At 67.5% G+C, this 18,009-nt stretch carries 16 protein-coding genes; 11 read left to right on the top strand and 5 right to left on the bottom strand.

From position 1 onward, the window contains the following. Positions 1-69: 69 nt before the first annotated feature. The 4 genes from HNP47_RS09255 to HNP47_RS09240 are packed head-to-tail and all read left to right on the top strand — an operon-like array spanning position 70 to position 2,634. Positions 70-771, top strand: coding sequence for a hypothetical protein (locus HNP47_RS09255; protein ID WP_184279325.1), 702 nt, complete (start codon positions 70-72; stop codon positions 769-771). Continuing rightward, on the top strand, positions 764-973 hold the full coding sequence (locus HNP47_RS09250) for a helix-turn-helix transcriptional regulator (protein ID WP_066623588.1): 210 nt from the start codon (positions 764-766) through the stop codon (positions 971-973). The genes HNP47_RS09255 and HNP47_RS09250 overlap by 8 nt, the downstream gene beginning before the upstream one ends. Positions 974-1,031: 58 nt before the next feature. After that, positions 1,032-2,123, top strand: coding sequence for a bifunctional transcriptional activator/DNA repair enzyme AdaA (locus HNP47_RS09245; protein ID WP_184279324.1), 1,092 nt, complete (start codon positions 1,032-1,034; stop codon positions 2,121-2,123). After that, a complete protein-coding gene (locus HNP47_RS09240; protein WP_260394765.1) occupies positions 2,107-2,634 on the top strand; it encodes a methylated-DNA--[protein]-cysteine S-methyltransferase in 528 nt (175 codons plus the stop codon). The genes HNP47_RS09245 and HNP47_RS09240 overlap by 17 nt, the downstream gene beginning before the upstream one ends. Here HNP47_RS09240 and HNP47_RS09235 read toward each other — a convergent pair. After that, positions 2,631-3,341, bottom strand: a complete 711-nt coding sequence (locus HNP47_RS09235; protein WP_221415064.1) for a LamG domain-containing protein — start codon at positions 3,339-3,341, stop codon at positions 2,631-2,633. The two genes, HNP47_RS09240 and HNP47_RS09235, sit on opposite strands and share 4 nt — an antisense overlap. Positions 3,342-3,450: 109 nt before the next feature. Between HNP47_RS09235 and HNP47_RS09230 the strand changes: the two genes are divergently transcribed. Next, entirely contained in the window at positions 3,451-3,849 is a 399-nt protein-coding gene (locus HNP47_RS09230) for a host attachment protein (protein ID WP_017504716.1), read from the top strand. 36 nt (positions 3,850-3,885) lie between these two features. Here HNP47_RS09230 and HNP47_RS09225 read toward each other — a convergent pair whose 3' ends face one another. Both HNP47_RS09225 and ilvA read right to left on the bottom strand, forming a co-directional pair. After that, the gene (locus HNP47_RS09225; RefSeq protein WP_184279323.1) at positions 3,886-6,093 is read right to left on the bottom strand and encodes a methyl-accepting chemotaxis protein; all 2,208 of its coding nucleotides are present in this window, start codon (positions 6,091-6,093) and stop codon (positions 3,886-3,888) included. Between the two features lie 69 nt (positions 6,094-6,162). Next, complete coding sequence (ilvA, locus tag HNP47_RS09220; protein ID WP_184279322.1) at positions 6,163-7,677, bottom strand: threonine ammonia-lyase, biosynthetic; 1,515 nt, start codon at positions 7,675-7,677, stop codon at positions 6,163-6,165. Positions 7,678-7,872: 195 nt separating this feature from the next. On the opposite strand from ilvA, the gene nadA reads away from it, so the two are divergent. Genes nadA through nadC form a run of 4 tightly spaced genes read left to right on the top strand, consistent with a single transcriptional unit; the run spans position 7,873 to position 12,257 of the window. Further along, entirely contained in the window at positions 7,873-8,958 is a 1,086-nt protein-coding gene (gene nadA / locus HNP47_RS09215) for a quinolinate synthase NadA (protein ID WP_184279321.1), read from the top strand. 58 nt (positions 8,959-9,016) lie between these two features. Continuing rightward, entirely contained in the window at positions 9,017-9,889 is an 873-nt protein-coding gene (locus HNP47_RS09210; RefSeq protein ID WP_184279320.1) for a metalloprotease, read from the top strand. Continuing rightward, a complete protein-coding gene (locus HNP47_RS09205; RefSeq protein ID WP_184279319.1) occupies positions 9,886-11,400 on the top strand; it encodes an L-aspartate oxidase in 1,515 nt (504 codons plus the stop codon). Before HNP47_RS09210 ends, HNP47_RS09205 begins: the two co-directional genes overlap by 4 nt. Next, positions 11,397-12,257, top strand: coding sequence for a carboxylating nicotinate-nucleotide diphosphorylase (nadC, locus tag HNP47_RS09200; RefSeq protein ID WP_184279318.1), 861 nt, complete (start codon positions 11,397-11,399; stop codon positions 12,255-12,257). Before HNP47_RS09205 ends, nadC begins: the two co-directional genes overlap by 4 nt. Before the next feature lie 21 nt (positions 12,258-12,278). Here the strand turns inward: nadC and HNP47_RS09195 are convergent, their stop codons facing one another. Further along, the gene (locus HNP47_RS09195; protein ID WP_260394763.1) at positions 12,279-13,403 is read right to left on the bottom strand and encodes a cell wall hydrolase; all 1,125 of its coding nucleotides are present in this window, start codon (positions 13,401-13,403) and stop codon (positions 12,279-12,281) included. Positions 13,404-13,851: 448 nt separating this feature from the next. Between HNP47_RS09195 and HNP47_RS09190 the strand changes: the two genes are divergently transcribed. Both HNP47_RS09190 and HNP47_RS09185 read left to right on the top strand, forming a co-directional pair. After that, positions 13,852-14,037 carry a hypothetical protein gene (locus HNP47_RS09190; protein WP_184279317.1) on the top strand — a complete coding sequence of 62 codons (186 nt, stop codon included), beginning with the start codon at positions 13,852-13,854 and terminating at the stop codon, positions 14,035-14,037. A 246-nt stretch (positions 14,038-14,283) separates the two neighbouring features. Beyond that, positions 14,284-14,640, top strand: a complete 357-nt coding sequence (locus HNP47_RS09185; protein ID WP_055752926.1) for a DUF6481 family protein — start codon at positions 14,284-14,286, stop codon at positions 14,638-14,640. 79 nt (positions 14,641-14,719) lie between these two features. Here HNP47_RS09185 and HNP47_RS09180 read toward each other — a convergent pair whose 3' ends face one another. Next, positions 14,720-17,995, bottom strand: a complete 3,276-nt coding sequence (locus HNP47_RS09180) for a PAS domain S-box protein (RefSeq protein WP_184279316.1) — start codon at positions 17,993-17,995, stop codon at positions 14,720-14,722. Positions 17,996-18,009 lie beyond the last annotated feature (14 nt).

Genomic DNA, 18,009 nt, shown 5'->3' with positions numbered 1-18,009 from the left:
GACGTCTCCTCTTGACGGCGTGTAACCTATAGGTGATATGTCACCTCAAGGTTACTTCAGGAGGAAGTCGTGAACAAGGACGAAAACGCCGCTGTTATGCGGGTGCAGTCGAGCCGGCGTCGATACTGGTGGGGCGGCGTCGCCCTGCTCGTCATCGGCGCCGCCGCCCTGGCCGGCGGAGCGGGTTTCGCGCTCGTGCATGGAACAGAGGGCGATCAGGCGACGACCGCGGGCGTGGCGGCCGGCTTCGGTTTCGGGCTGATGCTCATCGGAGCCATGATGGCCTGGTGCGGCCGCCCCGGACAGCCGATCGATGTGGCGGAGAGCCGGGACGGCGCACGCCGCGAAAAGCTGCAGCGGGGGCGTACGCAACAGCTGGTCCTCTATCCGTTGGTGCTGCTGCTCTTCATGGCTCAGGCGCATCTGGCCATGCAGAGGGTCCTGGGCGGCGACCACAACCTGGGCGCCTATGTGCAGATCCTGCTGCCGGTTCTGTACGGCTGGCTGATCCCTGTGCTCGTCATGGGCTGGGATTGGAACGCGCAGAAGAACCGCCGCTTGATGGAAGACGAGTTGACGCAAGTTCTGCGGGCGCGATCAATGATCCTGGCCTTTGTCGTGCTGATGGGCGGGGTGACCGTGGCGCTGGGTCTGGGTCTATGGCGCGCGGACTATGGCGTGCTGGCCCTGCCCTATGTCTTGGCGCTGGGCGGGGCGTCGGCGGGCCTGCGGTTCGCCTGGTTGGATCGCGAGGCCGGTCGCGATGGGTGATCCCAGGCTCGGCTCGCGGCTGAAGGAGGCGCGCACCGCCGCAGGCCTGACGCAGCAGGGGTTGGCCGACAAGGCCAGCGTCTCGCGCAAGACCATCAATACGGTCGAGAACGGCGTATTCGTGCCCTCGACCGTTCTGGCCCTTGAACTCGCCCGGGCCTTGGACACGACGGTGGAGGCCTTGTTCTTCCTGAGAGAATGATCCGATCCATGTCCGAAAACCGCGAGACATCGTCGGGCGGGCGGCGCATCCTGCGGGCATGGATCAGCTTTTGGATCAGGAGGCCTGCTGGCGCGCCGTCGTGGCGCGGGACGCCCGTTTCGACGGGCGTTTCTTCACCGGCGTGACCTCGACGGGGATCTACTGCCGGCCGGTCTGCCCGGCGCGGACGCCGAAGCGCGAGAATGTGGTCTTTCACCCCAGCGCCGCGGCGGCGGAGGCGGCGGGCTTGCGGGCCTGTCTGCGGTGCAGGCCCGAGACGGCGCCGGAAATGGGCGCCTGGCGCGGCACGTCCAACACTGTCAGCCGGGCCCTGGCGCTGATCGAGGCGGGGGCATTGGATGTCGGCGACACGGACGCACTGGCGACACGGCTGGGCATGGGCGAGCGACAGCTGCGCCGCCTTTTCCGCCAGCATCTGGGCGCGGCCCCGGTCAGCGTGGCCCAGACCCGGCGCGTCCTCCTGGCCAAACAGTTGATCCACGAGACCGACCTGTCGATGGCTGAGGTGGCGATGGCGTCGGGCTTCGGCAGCGTGCGACGATTCAACGAGACGTTTCTGGCCCTTTATCGTCGCGCACCGTCGGACCTGCGGCGCCGCAAGGTCGAAGCCGAAGCGGGCGGGGTGATCCGGATCGGCCTATCCTACCGTGCGCCCTATGACTGGCCCGCCATGATGTCGGCGTTGGCGATACGCGATGTCGCGGACGAGACCGTGCTGGACGGCGCCTGGACGCGGCGGCTTCGATTGGAGGTGGACGACACCGATGGTGCGGTGACGGTTCGCCACTCCCGGCCTGGCAAGGCGGCGGTCGAGGCGCGAATCGACAATCTGAAAGCCTTGCCGGGCGTGCTGGCGCGGGTGCGACGCGTGTTCGACCTCGCCGCCGACCCCGAGGCGATCACGCGCGATCTGTCGGCCGATCCCGTTCTGCACGCCACACTCAGGGCCAGCCCGGGGTTGCGACTTGCGGGCGACTGGATCGACGCCGGCGAGGATGCGCCCAGCGACCGGCTGGCGACGACGGACGCCGTGCTGCTGGCGCGCGCCGAGCGATGGCGGCCGTGGCGGGCCTATGGCGCACTGTATTGGGCCCCGAGCGAGGAGCGGCGAGATGACCAAGCAGCCTGACATGCATTTGACCCTGGATCGCCTCCCGTCCCCCGTAGGCGAGGTGCTAATCGTCACCGACGCCGACGGCGCGGTGCGGGCGCTTGATTTCCACGACTATGAGGCGCGGCTGCGGTTGCTGTTGCGCCGCCACTATGGCCAGGTCGTGCTGACCGAAGGCCGGGCGCCGCAGTCGGTGCGCCAGGCGGTCGAGGACTGGTTCGGCGGCGACCTGACCGCCTTCGACAGTGTCGAGGTGAAGACCGGTGGCACCGAGTTTCAGCGCGTGGTGTGGAAGGCCCTGCGCGACATTCCAGCCGGAGAGACGCGCAGTTACGGCCAACTTGCAACGGCCATCGGCGCGCCAAATGCCGTCCGGGCCGTGGGCCTGGCCAACGGCGCCAATCCGATCGGCGTCATCGTTCCCTGCCATCGCGTGATCGGAGCGAACGGGACGCTGACCGGCTATGCGGGCGGACTAGAGCGCAAACGCTGGCTGCTGGCGCATGAAGCGGGCGGCCGGCTGCTTTAGCCCCGTGTGAACCGTTCAGGCGGCAGGGCGGCGTGGGTGAAGCGGGCCTGACGCAATGCGCCCTTGAAGTAGTTCACGCGGTTGATGCGGCAACCGACCGAGGCGCGGCCTAGCCCTTGCGGCTTGAACGGCACGGGATGTTCGCCCTGCAGAACACCATCGACATAGGCCCGGTACAAGGCGCCGTCGAAGGTTTGCGCGACGTGGAACCACTGTCCGCACGGATGGAGCCGCTCGGGGAAGATCAGGGTGTGGTTGTAGCCGAGCCCGCGCGTGAAGGCGTCCAGGTACCAGCGGTCCTGAACCACGCGGATCTCGAACAGAAAGCGCGTTTGCGACGGCGGCTGACCGGCCGGCGCCTCTTCGGCGAGATGAAACCAGCGTTGCTCGAAGGCGCCGCCGTCGGGTCGGAACAGGGCCTCGAAAGTGAAGGTCTCGGCCCCGGCCAGCGGATGCTGATCGATGAACAGCGCGTCGTCCACGCCGTCGAACTGAACCGCTTGGCCGAAGGGACTGTCGGTCAGGCTCGGCGCGCCCTCGACACGGGTTTCGATCCCCCCGATGTCGGTCAGGCGATCGAAGGTCCATACCGACTGGCGCGGAGATGCAGCCGTCATAGTCGCGCACCCCGGCAGGATCACAGCCGCGGCGCCCGATGCGCCCAAGGCCATCAGGCGGCGGCGGTCCAGCGGCAGGACGTCAGGCATGGTTTATCTCCCGGCGGTTTTGTCGCGCGACACTATGGGATCGGCGGCGCGAGGCAACGGCCTTCGTCCCGGTTCGTTGTCTCGTTCCCTACAGACTGGAGTATCGACGATGAAACTTTCCAATGGCGCGCTAGTGGCGGTGGTCGATGGCGAGAAGCTGGCCCTGTTCAAGAACACGAACGCCTCGGACATCAAGCTGACGCCGCTGGAAACCCCGGCCATCGCGGATCGGGTGTCGGGTTCGGCCGGCCGCCGATCCAATGAGGCGAACCCCGACAATGACACCCAGGCCGAGGACGGTTTCGCCATGGGCGTCGCCGAGGTGCTGAACAAATGGTCGGTCACCAACAAGATCGACGAACTGCTGGTGATCGCAGCGCCCAAGACGCTGGGCGAACTGCGCAAGCATTGGCACAAGGACCTTCAAGCCAAGCTGGTCGGCGAGATCGCCAAGGACCTGACCGGCCATTCCAGCGATCAGATCGCCGCCGCCATCGACAAGGCGTGAAGACAGACGGGCGCTATGCGTGGTGCCCGGCCCTGATCAGGCGGCGCGTCTCGACTGCGCCGTCTGACCCAGGTCGAAGCCGCTGATCAGCTCCTCCAGATCGCTGGCCTCGTTCGTCAGGGCGTGGCTGGCGGCGGTGGATTCCTCGACCATGGCGGCGTTCTGTTGGGTGAACTGATCCATCTGATTGATAGCCACGTTGATCTCGCCGATGCCGACCGACTGTTCGCGCGTCGTGGCGGCGATTGTGCGAACCAGGGCATTGGCCTCCGCCACCTGAACAGCGATGGCGCTCAGGCTATCGCGCGTCAGCGACACCTGATCGGATCCGCGCTGCACATTGCCTTGCGACAAGGCGATCAGCGCCTTTATCTCTTTTGCGGCGCTCGCTGATCGTTCGGCCAGGCCCCGCACCTCGGAGGCGACGACGGCGAAGCCGCGTCCGGCTTCCCCGGCCCGGGCGGCCTCGACGCCGGCGTTCAGGGCCAGAAGGCTGGTTTGGAAGGCGATCTCGTCGATTACGCCGACGATCTGATTGATCTGGGTCGAGGACTGCTCGATCTCCGACATGGCGCCGATTGCGTCCTGCACGACCGCCTCGCCCTTGTCGGCCGCCGTCTGAGCGGCCTGGGTGATGTCGCGGGCGCGCTCGGCGTTTTCGGCGCTGCTGCGCACCGTTTGCGTCAACTCGTCCAGCGCGGCGGCGGTCTGCTCCAGACCGGCGGCCTGCTGCTCGGTGCGGCGCGACAGGCTGTCAGCGGCGGCGGCGATGTCCTGGCATCCGCCGCGCATCGACTGGGCCGTGGTCCAGATGCCGGTCATCGTCGTGTGCAACTGATGCAGGGCGGCGTTGTAATCTTCCGGGATGCGACGCGTGTCGGCGGTGAAGCCCGCCTCCGGCATCCGCCAGGCCAGTTCGCCCGCCGCGAGACGCGACAGACCTTCTCCCAGAGTCTCGACAGCGCGCGTTTGCGAGGCGGCGAAAAGCTCGGTCTCCTCGGCGTGCCGGCGACGATCGGTCTCGGCGGCCGCACGTTCGCGCTGTTGCTGGTCGCGACGGGTCAGACCGTCTGCAAGCTCAAGCCGGAACCCTTCAAGCGCCCGCGCAATCTGGCCCAGTTCGTCGGCCTTGTCCGCACCGGCGACGGGGATGTCATAACGTCCTTCGCTCATGGTCCGCACATCGGCCGTCAGACGCGCCAATGGGCGTCGGATCAGACGGTCGCTGGTGAGCACAAGGGCGACGATGATGGCGGCGATGATCAGGACGCCGCCGACCAGAAGCATTAAGGCCAACTGCCGCGCCGGGGCCTCGATCGTCTTGACGGGGATGTCCAGCACGACAGCCCAGGTCGCCTGTTGACCGGGCAGGACCACAGGCTGGACCAGACGTCGAACCGGCTCGCCGTTCACGCTGACGCCCTCGACCGCCTGGGCCTGTCGTTTGGCGATGACGTTGCGCACGATATCCGCGCCAGCGTCTGCATAGGCTTGGCCTCGCACGGCGGCGTCCGGATGGGCGACCCAGACGCCCTTGTTCGACACCAAGGTCACACGGCCCGTGCCCAATGGCTTCATCGCCGCCAATCGCTGCGACAGGTTGGCCAGGGTGATGTCCAGGCCTGCGACGCCAATGATGCGGCCGTTGGCGCGCACCGGATAGGCGACCGAAGTCATCGCCACCTTGCCGCCGCCTATGCTTTCTTCATACGGCTCGACGACAACCGGCGCACTGCTGGTCATCGGCTCGGTGTAATAGGCCTGTTCGAAGTCCGAGCCGTCTGCCTCAGGCTCCAGAGAAATCTGACCGTCACGGCGCACCCAGTAGATGGAAAGTCGTCCGTTGACGTTCGAACTGGTCGCCGCATCCCCGATGTGGGCGGCGTCGGCGCCGACGGCGTCCGGGGCGGCCATGAACCAGGCGCCCATGACCTGATCGGTCGCTTCGGCGTTCGGCTTGACCAGGGCCATATAGGCGGCGCGGTCGGTCAATCCCGTCTGTCGTGCGGCGCCCAAGGTCGCGGCCAGGGTCTTGGCGCCCGTTCCGGCCGAGACGATCTCGTTGCGGATCTCTTGCGAGGCCTCTTGCGCAGCGCTTTCGGCGTATCGGCCGGCCATGTCGCGGACGATCGCGCCGGAATAGGCCGTCACGCCGATGGCGGCGACGATCATCAAGGCGCCGATGGCAATCCCCGCCACGACGGCGAGCTTCAAGGCGATGGACAGGCGATTGAGCGAGAACATGACGGGCTCCGTAGACCTGTACTCATGCGCCCGCGCCCGCAAACGCCCGGTTAAGGTCGCACTACGTAGTTACGCGCCGTCCAGAAACAGGCGGCACGCCGGATTGGCGGTTTCGTCGACGTAGGGGTAGCCCAGATCGGCCAGGGCGGCGGTCAGTTGATCCTGTTCCTCGGGCGGCACGCTGATGCCCGCCAGCACCCGGCCGACGTCGTCGCCGTGGTTGCGATAGTGAAACAGCGTCAGCGCCCAGGCGGGCTGCAGGCTGTTCAGGAACCGCAGGAAGGCGCCTGGACGTTCGGGGAACTGGAAGCGCAGGATGCGCTCGTGGGGCAGGCCGACGGTGCGGCCGCCGACCATGTAGCGGACATGCAGCTTGGCGGTCTCATTGTCGCTCATGTCCTCGACGGCGTAACCGCCCGAACGCAGGCTCGCGATCAGGTCGTCGCGCTCGTGCGGACCGTTTCGCAGGGCGACGCCGACGAAAATTTGTGCCTGCCCGTCGCCGGACCAGCGATAGTTGAATTCGGTGACCGAACGGCCGTCCAGACTGTCCAGGAATCGACGGTAGTCGTCGCGATCATCCTTCATCGCCACGGCCAGCAGGGCCTCGGCGCCCTCTCCGATCTCGGCTCGTTCGGCGACATGGCGCAGCCGGTCGAAGTTCAGATTGGCGCCCGAGTTGATGGCGATCAGACTGCCGCTTCCCGGATGGGCGACAGCCCAGGCTTTCAGCCCGGCAAGCGCGACGGCTCCGGAGGGTTCGGCGATGGCGCGGCTGTCGTCGAAGATGTCCTTGATCGCGGCGCAGATGGCGTCGGTGTCCACCAACACGATCTCGTCCAGCAGATCTCTGCATAGGCGGAACGTCTCGGTCCCGGCTCGACGCACGGCGACGCCGTCGGCGAACAGGCCGACCTCGTTCAGGGTCACGACCTCACCCGCGTCGATGGCGGACTTCATGGTCGGGGCATCCACCGGCTCGACGCCGATGATCCGGGTCTCGGGCCGCAGGAATTTGACGATCGCCGCGACCCCGGCGGCCAGGCCCCCGCCGCCGATGGGCACGAAGATGGCCTCGATCGGATCGGCGTGCTGGCGCGCGATCTCCAGCCCCACCGTGCCCTGGCCCGCGATGACATCGGGGTCGTCGAAGGGATGGATGAACGCCGCGCCGGTCCGGCCCTCCAGATCACGGGCGTGGGCGTAGGCTTCGTCGAAGCTGTCGCCATGCAGAACTACCTCGCCGCCCAAGGCGCGGACGGCCGCGACCTTGATGCCGGGTGTGGTGGTCGGCATGACTATGGTGGCGGGGATGTTGCGGCGTGCGGCCGCCAGAGCCACCCCTTGCGCGTGATTGCCGGCCGAGGCGCAGATGACGCCCCTGGACAGTTCGTCCTCCGACAGGCCGGCGATCTTGTTGTAGGCGCCGCGGATCTTGAACGAAAAGACCGGCTGCAAGTCCTCCCGCTTCAGCAGGACGGGCCGCTCGAGCCGGGCCGACAGGCGGCGCAGCGGGTCGAGAGGCGTCTCCTCCGCCACGTCATAGACGCGGGCGGTTAGGATGCGGCGGATGGTGTCCTGCATGGAACTGTCGTGAATGGGCGCTTAGAAGCAAAGAAGTAGGCTGCCGTCTAGGCGATATCCGCCCTTTTGGGAACGGTTTTGCAAATGATAGTAGTCGGTGAGTTGCGGGAATAGGAATGCATTTCCTCTTGCGCAGCGCCCGCATAGGCCTACATTGCGCCTGCTTATGCTAAATGTGAGCATAAGGGTGTGGAGATGATCATGGCTGACGGCGCCTTTGGTCTGACGAAAGAGTTGGAGCGGGAAACCGCGGGCGTGTGGGCCAAGGTGAAGGACCACGTCACGCCGCTGGAATGGCCCGCGCAGGCGCGCCTGATCAGCGAGATCAACCGGCTGAAGCGCGAGCGTGACGCCGTGATCCTGGCCCACAACTATATGACGCCCGAGATCTTTCACGGGGTCGGCGACTATGTCGGCGACAGCCTGGGCTTGGCCAAGGAGGCCGCACGGTCGGACGCAAGGGTGATCGTCCAGGCGGGCGTCCACTTCATGGCCGAGACGTCCAAGATCCTGTCGCCCGAAAAGACCGTGCTGATCCCCGACCTGCGCGCGGGCTGTTCGCTGGCGTCCTCCATCACCGGAGCGGATGTGCGGCTGATCAAGCAGCGCTATCCGGGCCTGCCGGTCGTGACTTACGTAAACACCACCGCCGATGTGAAGGCTGAGACCGACATCTGCTGCACCAGCGCCAACGCTGTTCAGGTGGTCGAATGGGCGGCCAAGGAATGGGGCGTGGACCGTGTCATCCTGATCCCCGACGAATTCCTGGCGCGCAACGTCGCGGCCCAGACGACGGTCGGCATCATCGCCTGGAAAGGCCGCTGCGAGGTCCACGAGCGGTTTACGGTCGACGATATCGCCGAGATGCGCGTCGCCTATCCCGGCGCCGAGATCCTGGCCCACCCCGAATGTCCTGAGGACGTGCTGGCGGCGGCGGACTTCGCCGGATCGACGGCGGCGATGACCGACTATGTCGAGGCGCGTCGGCCCAAACAGGTGGTGATGATCACCGAATGTTCGATGGCCTCGAACGTGGCCGGCGACGTGCCGGGCGTGCAGTTCATCGGCCCGTGCAACCTGTGCCCGCACATGAAGCGGATCACGCTGCAAAACATCCACGACTGCCTGCTGCACATGCAGTTCGAGGTGACGGTGCCCTCTGACATGATCGAACGTGGACGCCTGGCGGTGCAGCGAATGATCGACCTGCCGCCGCCCGCAATTCCCGCGCGCTACGACCTGGTCAAGGCGCGCCACCACGTCGATGTGGAGCTGATCTGAGCGTGACGCGGCGATCGGTCCCGGCGACGGGACGGTCGTCCGCACCCATCTGGACGCCATGAGCAACACAGACACCACAGATCAGACGCCTGGCCGCACGCAGGCCCGCACGCCGGGACCTTGGGACGCCAAGCCCGAAGCGACATCGGCGCGTGAAACCGCGCCGGCGCCCGCAGTCGACGCGCCGGTCGAGAAGGACCAGAGCCTGGTGTGGGCGATGCTGTCCACGGCGCTGATGGGCGGCTTCCTGTGGTGGATCACGGGCAGCGCCATCGTGGCGGGCGCGGTGCTGATCGGCCTGTTCGTCCATGAGGCGGGCCACGCCCTGGCGATGAACAAGCTCGGCATGGGCCCGGCCCGCATCTACATCATCCCGTTCCTGGGCGGTCTGGCCAAGGCGCGGCGTGAGCCGAAGAGCGAGTGGGACGGGGTTCTGGTGTCGCTGGCCGGACCGGCGTTCGGCCTGCTGGCGATGATCCCTTTCGTCGGAGTCTGGATGGTTTTGGGGCAGGGTGAATGGCTGATGGGCGCCTTCTTCATCGCCACGCTCAATCTGGTGAACCTCGTGCCGGCGCCGCCTCTGGATGGGTCCAAGGCTCTTGGCCCGGTGCTGACGCGCGTGCATCCGCGTCTGGAGCAGATCGTGCTGCTGGTCATCGGCGTGGCGGTGGTCTGGTGGGGGCTGACGACCGGGCGGTTCATTCTGGCCGCCTTCCTGGCTCTATCGGTGTTCAGCCATCTGAAGCGCGGCGTCTGGCGCGCGGCTTGGGGCACGCTGAGCTGGCCCGAGGCGGGCAAGAGCCTGGCGCTCTATCTGCTGACCCTGGCGGTGTGCGCGGCGGCGGCCGTCGGCGCCCTGATGCCGATGACCGGGGGGGATCCGGCCGGCGCGGTGCAATTGGGCCTCAACTATTTGGGCTTTGGACGATGAACCGAATGCGGCACGACGGACCTCTGATCGTCGGGGCGGGCCTGGCGGGGCTGTCGTCCGCGCTGGAGGCGGCGAAGGCCGGCGCGAAGGTGCTCGTCGTGACGCCCGAGCCCTTGCTGAACGCCTGTTCGTCCGCCTGGGCGCAGGGCGGGATGGCGGCGGCGCTGACGGCGCAGGATTCGGCCGCATTGCACGCCAAGGATACCGAGGCGGCGGGTGCGGGTCTGGTCGAGCCGGTCGCGGCGCGCGCTCTGACCGACGCCGGGCGCGAGACGGTCGAGTGGCTGGCGGCCCTGGGCGCGCCGTTCGACCGGGATGCGGACGGCGGCTTCGTCGTCAGCCTGGAGGCGGCCCATTCCGTTCCTCGCGTGGCCCGGGTCGGCGGCGACGGGGCGGGGCGGGCCATCCTGTCGGCCGTGGTTGCGGCGGTGCGAGCTGAGAAGTTGATCGAGGTCTGGGACGACGCGCGGCTGAAGGCGCTGTCGCAGGACGCCGACGGCCGAGTGGTCGGGGCGGTGGTGATGCGCGGCGACCGCCTGGTCGAGATCACGGCGACGGCGTTGGTGCTGGCCACTGGCGGGGCGGGCGGTCTGTTCGCGGCGACCACGACCCCGGCGGCGCTGAAGGGCGAGGGGATGGCCCTGGCCGCGCGAGCCGGCGCGGAAATGCTCGATCCGGAGTTCGTGCAATTCCACCCCACCACCATCGACGTGGGACTGGACCCCGCGCCGCTGGCGACCGAGGCTTTGCGGGGCGAGGGCGCGCGACTGATCGATGGTGAAGGGCGCTTTCTGTTGGGCGAGGCGGACGACGCCGATCTGAAGCCGCGCGACGTGGTGGCGCGAGCGGTCCATGCGGCGCGCACCGGCGGGCGAGGGGCCTTTCTGGATGCGCGGGCAGCAATCGGGATCGAGTTTCCCCACGCATTTCCCGCCGTCTTCGCCGCCTGCATGCGCGCCGGGCTGGACCCACGTATAAGCCCGATCCCGGTGATGGCGGCCTGTCACTATCACATGGGCGGGATCGCCGCTGATGCCGACGGCCGCACGACGGTTGCGGGCCTTTATGCGGTCGGCGAATGCGCAGCGACCGGCGTGCACGGCGCCAATCGGCTGGCGTCAAACTCTTTGCTGGAAGCGGCGGCCTTCGGTCGGCGCGCGGGCCGGTCGGCTGCCCAGGACGTCGGCGGCGGCCGCCCCTTGACGGCTGATATCTTGCCCGACCTGCCGGATGCGGCGATGGCCGAACTGCGGACCGCCATGACGGCTCATGCGGGTGTGGTGCGTGATGCGGAGGGACTACAGACTCTCATCTCCCTGATCGACCGGCTGCAGAGCCAGCACGGGTCGGCGGCTGTTCTTCTGGCGGCCCGGCTGATCGCCCAGGCGGCTCTGAACCGGCGCGAGAGCCGGGGCGGGCACTACCGGTCGGACTATTCGCAAACGGATGGGGCGGCGGTGCATACGCGGGTTCGGATTCCCCATCCGGCGGCGCTGGAGGCGGCGGAATGAGCCGATCTCTGCCCAATGTCCTGATCGACCCCGTCGTGCGATTGGCTCTGGCCGAAGATCTGGGTCGGGCCGGCGATGTGACCGCCATGGCCTGCATCCCAGAGGATGCGCGGATGAAGGCGGCCTTTGCAGCCAGGAAGCCTGGCGTGCTGGCGGGTATCGACTGCGTGCGGCTGGCCGTGCTGGCCATGGACGCGAAGGCCTCGGTCGATTTGAGGTTAAGAGACGGCGACGCCTTTGGCGCGGGCGCCGTGCTGGCGGTGGTCGAGGCCGACGCGCGCGCCTTCCTCTCGGCCGAGCGGACGGCGCTCAATCTGATCGGACAGCTCAGCGGCGTGGCGACTCTAACGCGCACCTATGTCGAAGCCGTCGCCGGGACCAAGGCGCGGATCGCGGATACGCGCAAGACCACGCCGGGGCTGCGCGCGCTTGAGAAGCACGCCGTGGCCTGCGGCGGCGGGATCAACCATCGCTTCGGTCTGGATGACGCCATCCTGATCAAGGACAACCACGTCGCCGTCTGCGGCGGAGTCGCCGAGGCGGTACGGCGGGCCAAAGCCTTCGCCCCGCATTTGATGAAGGTCGAGGTCGAGGTCGACGGGCTGGATCAGCTGGACGCCGTATTGGCCCTGATCGACGAGGGCGCGGCGCCCGACGTCATCATGCTGGACAACTTCAGCCTGGACGACCTGCGCGCCGCCATGGCGCGCGTCGCTGGGCGGATCGTGCTTGAGGCCTCCGGTGGGGTCGATCTGACGACGGTGCGCGGCATCGCAGAGACCGGCGTGGACGTCATCTCGGTCGGCGCGCTGACCCATTCGGCGCCGGTTCTCGATATCGGCCTGGACGCGCTCTGACGGCTTGTAGTCCTCCGCCGATCAGGCGGGGCTGGTGGCCGTTTCGGCGACTTCGGTCTTGGCCGAGGTCTCGTTCGCCCGCGCAGGGCGGGAAGCCGGTTGGACCGCGGCGGCGCGCGTGGCGGCAGGCGAAGACGTCGTCGACTGAGCCGCCGGCGCGGGCAGGGCGCGACCCTCCTGCGCCAGCACCATCGAATAGGCGACCGCCTGTCCGGCCTGACGTGCGGTCTCGACCGGGTTGAGGCCGGCCTGTATCAGTCGCGGCTGGTCCGCCGGCGCCGCGCGGCGTGCGGCGTAGGTGAAGGTCCCGCCGGTGCTCGAACGGCCGCCGAAGCGATAGAACAGATGGCTGCCGACCTGGCTGACCTGCACCAGCGACGAACGCCAGCCCGGCGTCACGGCGGTGGTGTGGAAATGGGTCGCATTGCCGACACGAGAGAAGACCGACCCCGACATGGCGTTCGAGGCCACGGTCCTGGCGCGGTTCCAGGCGGCCTGGTTGACGCGGCCGCGCATCGCGCCCGAGCAGGTGAAGGAGAACTGGCAACCGGTGCTGCGCGCCGCCCCTTGGAAGACGACGCCGCACACGGTCTTGGGGAAGGCGGGGTGGCGCACGCGGTTCAGGACGACCTGGGCCACGGCCTTCATGCCGTCGGCGCCTTCGCCACGGGCTTCATAATAGACGGCCTGGGTCAGGCAATCGAGGTCGCGGCTGGCGTCCAGGGCGTTGGCCACGCGGAAGGCGGGCGCGGCGGTCGGTGCGGTCAGGCTGGCGCGGCGAAGGTTGGGATCTCCGGGCGCACGGAGTTGTTCGAGACGGGCGGCCAGCAGTTCGGCCTGGCGATCGCGCTGGGCCGAGCCCGCGCTGGTGTAGGGATCATGACGTCGCGCAATGGTCAGGGCGCTGGCGTCGAGGCCGCCGGCGGCGGCGGCGAGGGCTTCTTCAGTGAAACCGGCGGCGGTGGCGCCTTGAATCCGTTCGGCCTGGGCGCGCAGCGTCGTCGCGCGCGCCGTTGTGCCGCCCAGATAGGCGCATCCGATCGCCAGTCCCAACAGACCGCCAAAGGCTGCAGCAGCCGTCATGGGCTTGATCTTGGCCACACGATCGGCGCGCAAAATGGCGCGCGTCTGCGAGGAATGCGACAACGAGGTAGTCCTGTTCAGCAGGGCGAGAAACGCGGCCCCCGGGGTAGTCTTGCCGGCGAGGCGACCCATTGCGGTCGCGGTCCAGCCTGCAGATTCCGGCGCTCGGCTCAGTGGCCCGGGCGTCGAGGACGGGCCTTTAGCCAGCCTTTTATGGCCCTAATGTGTTCGATTTGCAATCCGATGGTTAACGTATCGGATTCGGTAGGTATTTTTCAGTAGCGGCGGCCCGTGTGGCTGCAAAACGGCAAGCCTGGATAAATCTATTGGCCGAATACTGTATCCAGCTACAGTTGTACCTGTTATTTTTAGATATGCTGCGACGCAACAAACTAACCGGAATGGTCAAAGCTGTTTAGAATTGTGGCGAGGGCCGTCGGCGCAACTAGAGCCCGAGCCAGGAACCGCTGTGCCGCGTTCGCGTTCAAGCGTGGCCCTTGGAGAGACGCCCATGACGAAAAACATCACCCTGATCGCGGCCGCTGCGGCGGCGGTCTCCCTGTCCGCCTGCGGCGCGACCATCGAGCAGAAGGCCGCCAGCGGCGCCATCGCCGGCGCGGTCGTCGGCGGGCCGGTCGGCGCTGCCGTCGGCGGCGCAGCTGGAACGGCTGTCGGTCAGGCGCAAAGGCCGAACTAGGACCGCCTCGGTCGACGCACGTTCTTATCGCCGCGCTTGCGGTCAGGGCCGCGTCGCCTATCTGATTGAAGTGTTGCGGTCACGCCGCCGCGACGCTCCAAATGACGCATCAGTCCGATTTGCGGGCTGCGAACCTTGATTTTCGCGCGCTTATCGGCTTTGTGCGCCCCGCTTCGGGCCGTGCGTGGCGCAGCCTGACCCCCGACGACCGCCCTGGTCGCTCACAAGGAACCCTGACGCTTTCGCATGAAAGATCTGAAGACCGGATTCTCCGACCGCATTACCGCCCAGCAAGAGGCCAAGAAGGCCCTGCTCGCCAAATTCAAGCCCAAGGCCGCCGCACCCGATCCCGAGTTCGAGCGTCTGGCTGAAAAGCGCGCCGCCGAAAAGGAAGCCCTGCGTCAGCAGCATGAGCTGGCCAAGGCCGAGCAGCGCCGTGAAAAGGCTGAAAAGGAGGCCGCGCGTCTGGCCGCCGAACTCGCCGCCCAGGAAGAGATCGACGCCGAAAAGCGCGCCGACCGCAAGGCGCGCAAGCAGCTAACCAAGGAAGAGCAGAAGGCCAAGCGCGACGCGCGTTACGCCGCCCGCAAGGCCCGCCGCTAGGTCCAACTGCGGCTCCAAACAGATCGACGCGTCGCATCGCTGCGGCGCGTTTTTCTTTGGCCGTCGGGTCCCCGGTTCGCTAGTTCGTCGGCGCGGCGCTGAGGCGTTCCAGCAGGGCGCGCAACTGGTCCGACGAATAGGGTTTGCGCAGCAGAGGCCAGACCGTGTCGGCCAGCACCGCGTCTACGTCCTCGCCGACGTAGCCCGAGGTCAGGGCGATCCGCAGATCCGGCCAACGCCCCGCCGCCTCGCGCGCTAAATCGATGCCGCTCATGCCGCCGGGCATCACCACGTCGGTCAGCATCAGATCGAAGTCGTCGGCCTGAAGGAACTTCAGCGCATCGTCGCCCGTCTCGGCCCAGTCGACCTCCAGCCCGAAGCCTTCCAAAATTTCGAGCGCGATGGCGGCGACGCCGGCGTCGTCCTCCACCAGCAACATCCGCCCACCCTCAACCAAGGGGGCGCCGTCGGCGGCGACCAGACTCGAGGTCATCGCGGCGTCTTCCGCCGACAGGGGCGGCAGGAAGATGCAGATCTCGGCCCCACGGCCCGGCTCGGAGATGATCTGGACACCGCCGCCTGACTGGCGCGCGAACCCATAGACCTGGCTCAGCCCCAGGCCCGTCCCCTTGCCGACGCCCTTGGTGGTGAAGAAGGGTTCGAACACCCGGTCGCGGATGTCCGGCGACATGCCTTCGCCGTTGTCGGCGACGCTGACGCAGACATAGTCGCCGGCCGCCAACTCGGCGATCTGTCCCGCCTCGACTGTGCAGGCCCGCGTCTGAACGGTGATGCGGGCCTGGCGGCCCTTGGCTCCGGTCACATCGCCCAGGGCGTCGCGCGCATTGACGATCAGGTTCAGCAGCGCGGCTTCGAACTGGGCCGGATCGACATTGGCGGGCGCGCCGCCACGCTTCAGCTTGACCTTGAAGTCCACCGCCTCGCCGACGGCCCGACGCAGCAGCGGTTCGCTCTCGCGGATCAGGGCGTTTAGATCGATCGGCTCGGGCCGCAGAGCCTGACGACGCGAGAAGGCCAGCAACTGATGCGTCAGGCTCTCGCCCCGTCGCGCCGCCGCCAGCGCCGCCTCGCCCAGCTTCTTGCGCTTGGCGGCATCCTCGCTGCGCAGGATGATGTCCAACGCCCCGATCACGACGGTCAGCAGATTGTTGAAGTCATGCGCGACCCCGCCGGTCAGCCGCCCGACCGCCTCCATCCGCTGGGCATGGACCAGTTGCGCCTCGGCCTGAGCCTTTTCAATCAGGGCCTCGTCGACCCGCTCCTCAAGCAATTCGTTGATGCGTTTCAGATCGTCTTCGGCCCGCTTGGCGTCGGTCACATCTAAACAGGCGCCGACATAGCCTTGGAAAAGGCCCGAGGCGTCAAAGCGCGGCACGCCTTCGGTTCGCAGCCAGCGCGGGCCGAGCGTCGGATGGTTGATCCGCGTCAGCGCCTCGAACCGATCCCGGGCCTCGAAAGCGCGCATGAAGGCGGCGGCGAACACCCCTTCGTCATCCGGGTGGATCAGGCGCCTCCAACTGTCGGGCAGATGCGCGTCCGCTTCCACGCCGAAGAAGGTTCGATAGCGCCTGTTGGCGAACACCATCTGGGCGGCGTCGTCACTCATCCAGATCAGGGCGGGCGCGCTGTCGGCGACGGTGCGGAAGCGGTTCTCGGATTCCTCAAGTCGCGCCTGGGCCGTACGCATGTCCGTCACGTCGAACGCCACGCCCACGAAACCGACAACCTCCTGACCGGCCAGACGGGGGCGGGAGAAGGACTTTAGCCAGCGCCATTCGCCGTCGTGGCGGCGATAGCGCGCCTCCATCGAAAACGGCTCGCGCGTCGCTTCGCCGCTCAGCGATTCCGCCAGGATGCGCACCTGATCCTCGGGATGCAGCGCGGTGCTCCAATCCAGGTTCAGGACAGTCTGATAGTCCGAGCCGTGGAAATCGACATAGGCACGGTTCACGAAGGCGCGCGTGCGATCCTGTTTGGTGACCCAGATCAGCACCGGCGCAGTGTCGGCGATGGTGCGGAACCGCTGCTCGCTCTCGCGGGTCTCGTTTTCCGCGCGGGCGCGTTCGACCTCAGCCCAGGTACGCGCAGCGACTTCCTCGACCAGGCTGACCTCGGCCTCGGTCCAGTCGCGCGGCGTCGCCGAATGGACATACAGAAACGCGCGGAAACGTCCGGTGCGGATCAGCGGCGCGCGCACCAGGGCGCGGGTCTGGATGGCGTCGAAGGCGTCGGCGACCGCCGCCGTGCGAGCGTCATCGCGCACATCTGAAATCTGGATGGTGCGGCCTTCATTCAGGTCCGAGATCAGACCTGCGCCAAAGGCGTTCAGGCTGAACTGACCCTGAGCACTTTCGACGCCGGCGGTCCAGTCGCGGCTCATGGAAACGACGCCCGCCGCCTGATCCACCTCGCCATAGCCCACTCGCTCGACATCCAGCAGTGCCCCGAGCGTGCTCTCCACGTCGGCCATGATGTCTTCGGGATCGGTCAGGTCGCGGAGCCGGTCGCTGAGGTCCAGCAGGAACGCCTGACGTCGCGCGGCGCGCGCCGCCGCATCCAGCGCCTCACGGGTTTCGGTCACGTCGAAAGAAATGCCGGCATATCCCACGAAGACGCCTTGGCCGTCGAAGCGCGGACGCACGACGGCCCGCATCCAGCGCCAGGCGCCGTCCTGTCCTTGAACGCGCGCCTCCACCTGGAACGGCTTGCGATCAGCGGCGCCGGCCTTCTCGGCCGCCTCTACGGTTTCCAGATCGTCGGGGTGCACGGCCGTCTTCCAGCCGCCCTCGCGCAACGCCTCGATGTCCAGCCCGTGCAGGGTGAAGACGGCGGCGTTGACGAACTCGAACTCGCCCTTGGCGTCCAGCAGCCAGATCGGCGAGGGGGCGGTATCGGCCAGTTCGCGAAATCGGGTCTCGCTTTCACTCAGCCGCGACAGGGCCTTGCGCAGCGACGCCCCCACCGCCGCGATGAACAGGCCGACGAGAACGAAATTCCAGGTCGCCGCACCGCCGATGGCGTCAAGCACGCCATCCCGACCGGTGGCCGTCAGCGCGACGATCACCCAGCCGCCGGCGGTGCACACCGCCAGCGCCGTCACGGCTCCGGTCCAGCCGGCCGCCAAAGCCGCCAGGGTTACCGCCGGCAACAGGATGGTGAAGCCGGTCACCTCGCCGTACAGCGGCGCCGCCGCCGCCCGGATCGCTAGGCCCGCGACGGCGATGCCGATACCGATTAAAAGGCGATGCGTCGGCGAGGCCGTCGACAGGCGCGCTAGGCCGATCAGCCAGTGATCCATGACCGCGATCCACCGTTTCGATCCGCCTGCGCTCATATCGTCGGTTCGCC

This window comes from Brevundimonas vesicularis, from assembly GCF_014204545.1.
Classification (GTDB): domain Bacteria; phylum Pseudomonadota; class Alphaproteobacteria; order Caulobacterales; family Caulobacteraceae; genus Brevundimonas; species Brevundimonas vesicularis_B.
The sequence above is the reverse complement of the archived record's forward strand: the minus strand, read 5'-3'. Positions and strand labels throughout refer to the sequence as shown.

Excerpts from the sequence above, each read along its gene's own strand:
- nadC (WP_184279318.1), top strand. The coding sequence starts at position 11,397 with ATGAGCCGATCTCTGCCCAATGTCCTGATCGACCCCGTCGTGCGATTG.
- HNP47_RS09235 (WP_221415064.1), bottom strand. The coding sequence starts at position 3,341 with ATGCCTGACGTCCTGCCGCTGGACCGCCGCCGCCTGATGGCCTTGGGC.
- HNP47_RS09245 (WP_184279324.1), top strand. The coding sequence starts at position 1,032 with ATGGATCAGCTTTTGGATCAGGAGGCCTGCTGGCGCGCCGTCGTGGCG.
- HNP47_RS09210 (WP_184279320.1), top strand. The coding sequence starts at position 9,017 with ATGAGCAACACAGACACCACAGATCAGACGCCTGGCCGCACGCAGGCC.
- HNP47_RS09225 (WP_184279323.1), bottom strand. The coding sequence starts at position 6,093 with ATGTTCTCGCTCAATCGCCTGTCCATCGCCTTGAAGCTCGCCGTCGTG.
- HNP47_RS09185 (WP_055752926.1), top strand. The coding sequence starts at position 14,284 with ATGAAAGATCTGAAGACCGGATTCTCCGACCGCATTACCGCCCAGCAA.
- nadA (WP_184279321.1), top strand. The coding sequence starts at position 7,873 with ATGATCATGGCTGACGGCGCCTTTGGTCTGACGAAAGAGTTGGAGCGG.
- HNP47_RS09250 (WP_066623588.1), top strand. The coding sequence starts at position 764 with ATGGGTGATCCCAGGCTCGGCTCGCGGCTGAAGGAGGCGCGCACCGCC.
- HNP47_RS09205 (WP_184279319.1), top strand. The coding sequence starts at position 9,886 with ATGAACCGAATGCGGCACGACGGACCTCTGATCGTCGGGGCGGGCCTG.
- HNP47_RS09180 (WP_184279316.1), bottom strand. The coding sequence starts at position 17,995 with ATGAGCGCAGGCGGATCGAAACGGTGGATCGCGGTCATGGATCACTGG.
- HNP47_RS09240 (WP_260394765.1), top strand. The coding sequence starts at position 2,107 with ATGACCAAGCAGCCTGACATGCATTTGACCCTGGATCGCCTCCCGTCC.
- HNP47_RS09230 (WP_017504716.1), top strand. The coding sequence starts at position 3,451 with ATGAAACTTTCCAATGGCGCGCTAGTGGCGGTGGTCGATGGCGAGAAG.
- ilvA (WP_184279322.1), bottom strand. The coding sequence starts at position 7,677 with ATGCAGGACACCATCCGCCGCATCCTAACCGCCCGCGTCTATGACGTG.
- HNP47_RS09190 (WP_184279317.1), top strand. The coding sequence starts at position 13,852 with ATGACGAAAAACATCACCCTGATCGCGGCCGCTGCGGCGGCGGTCTCC.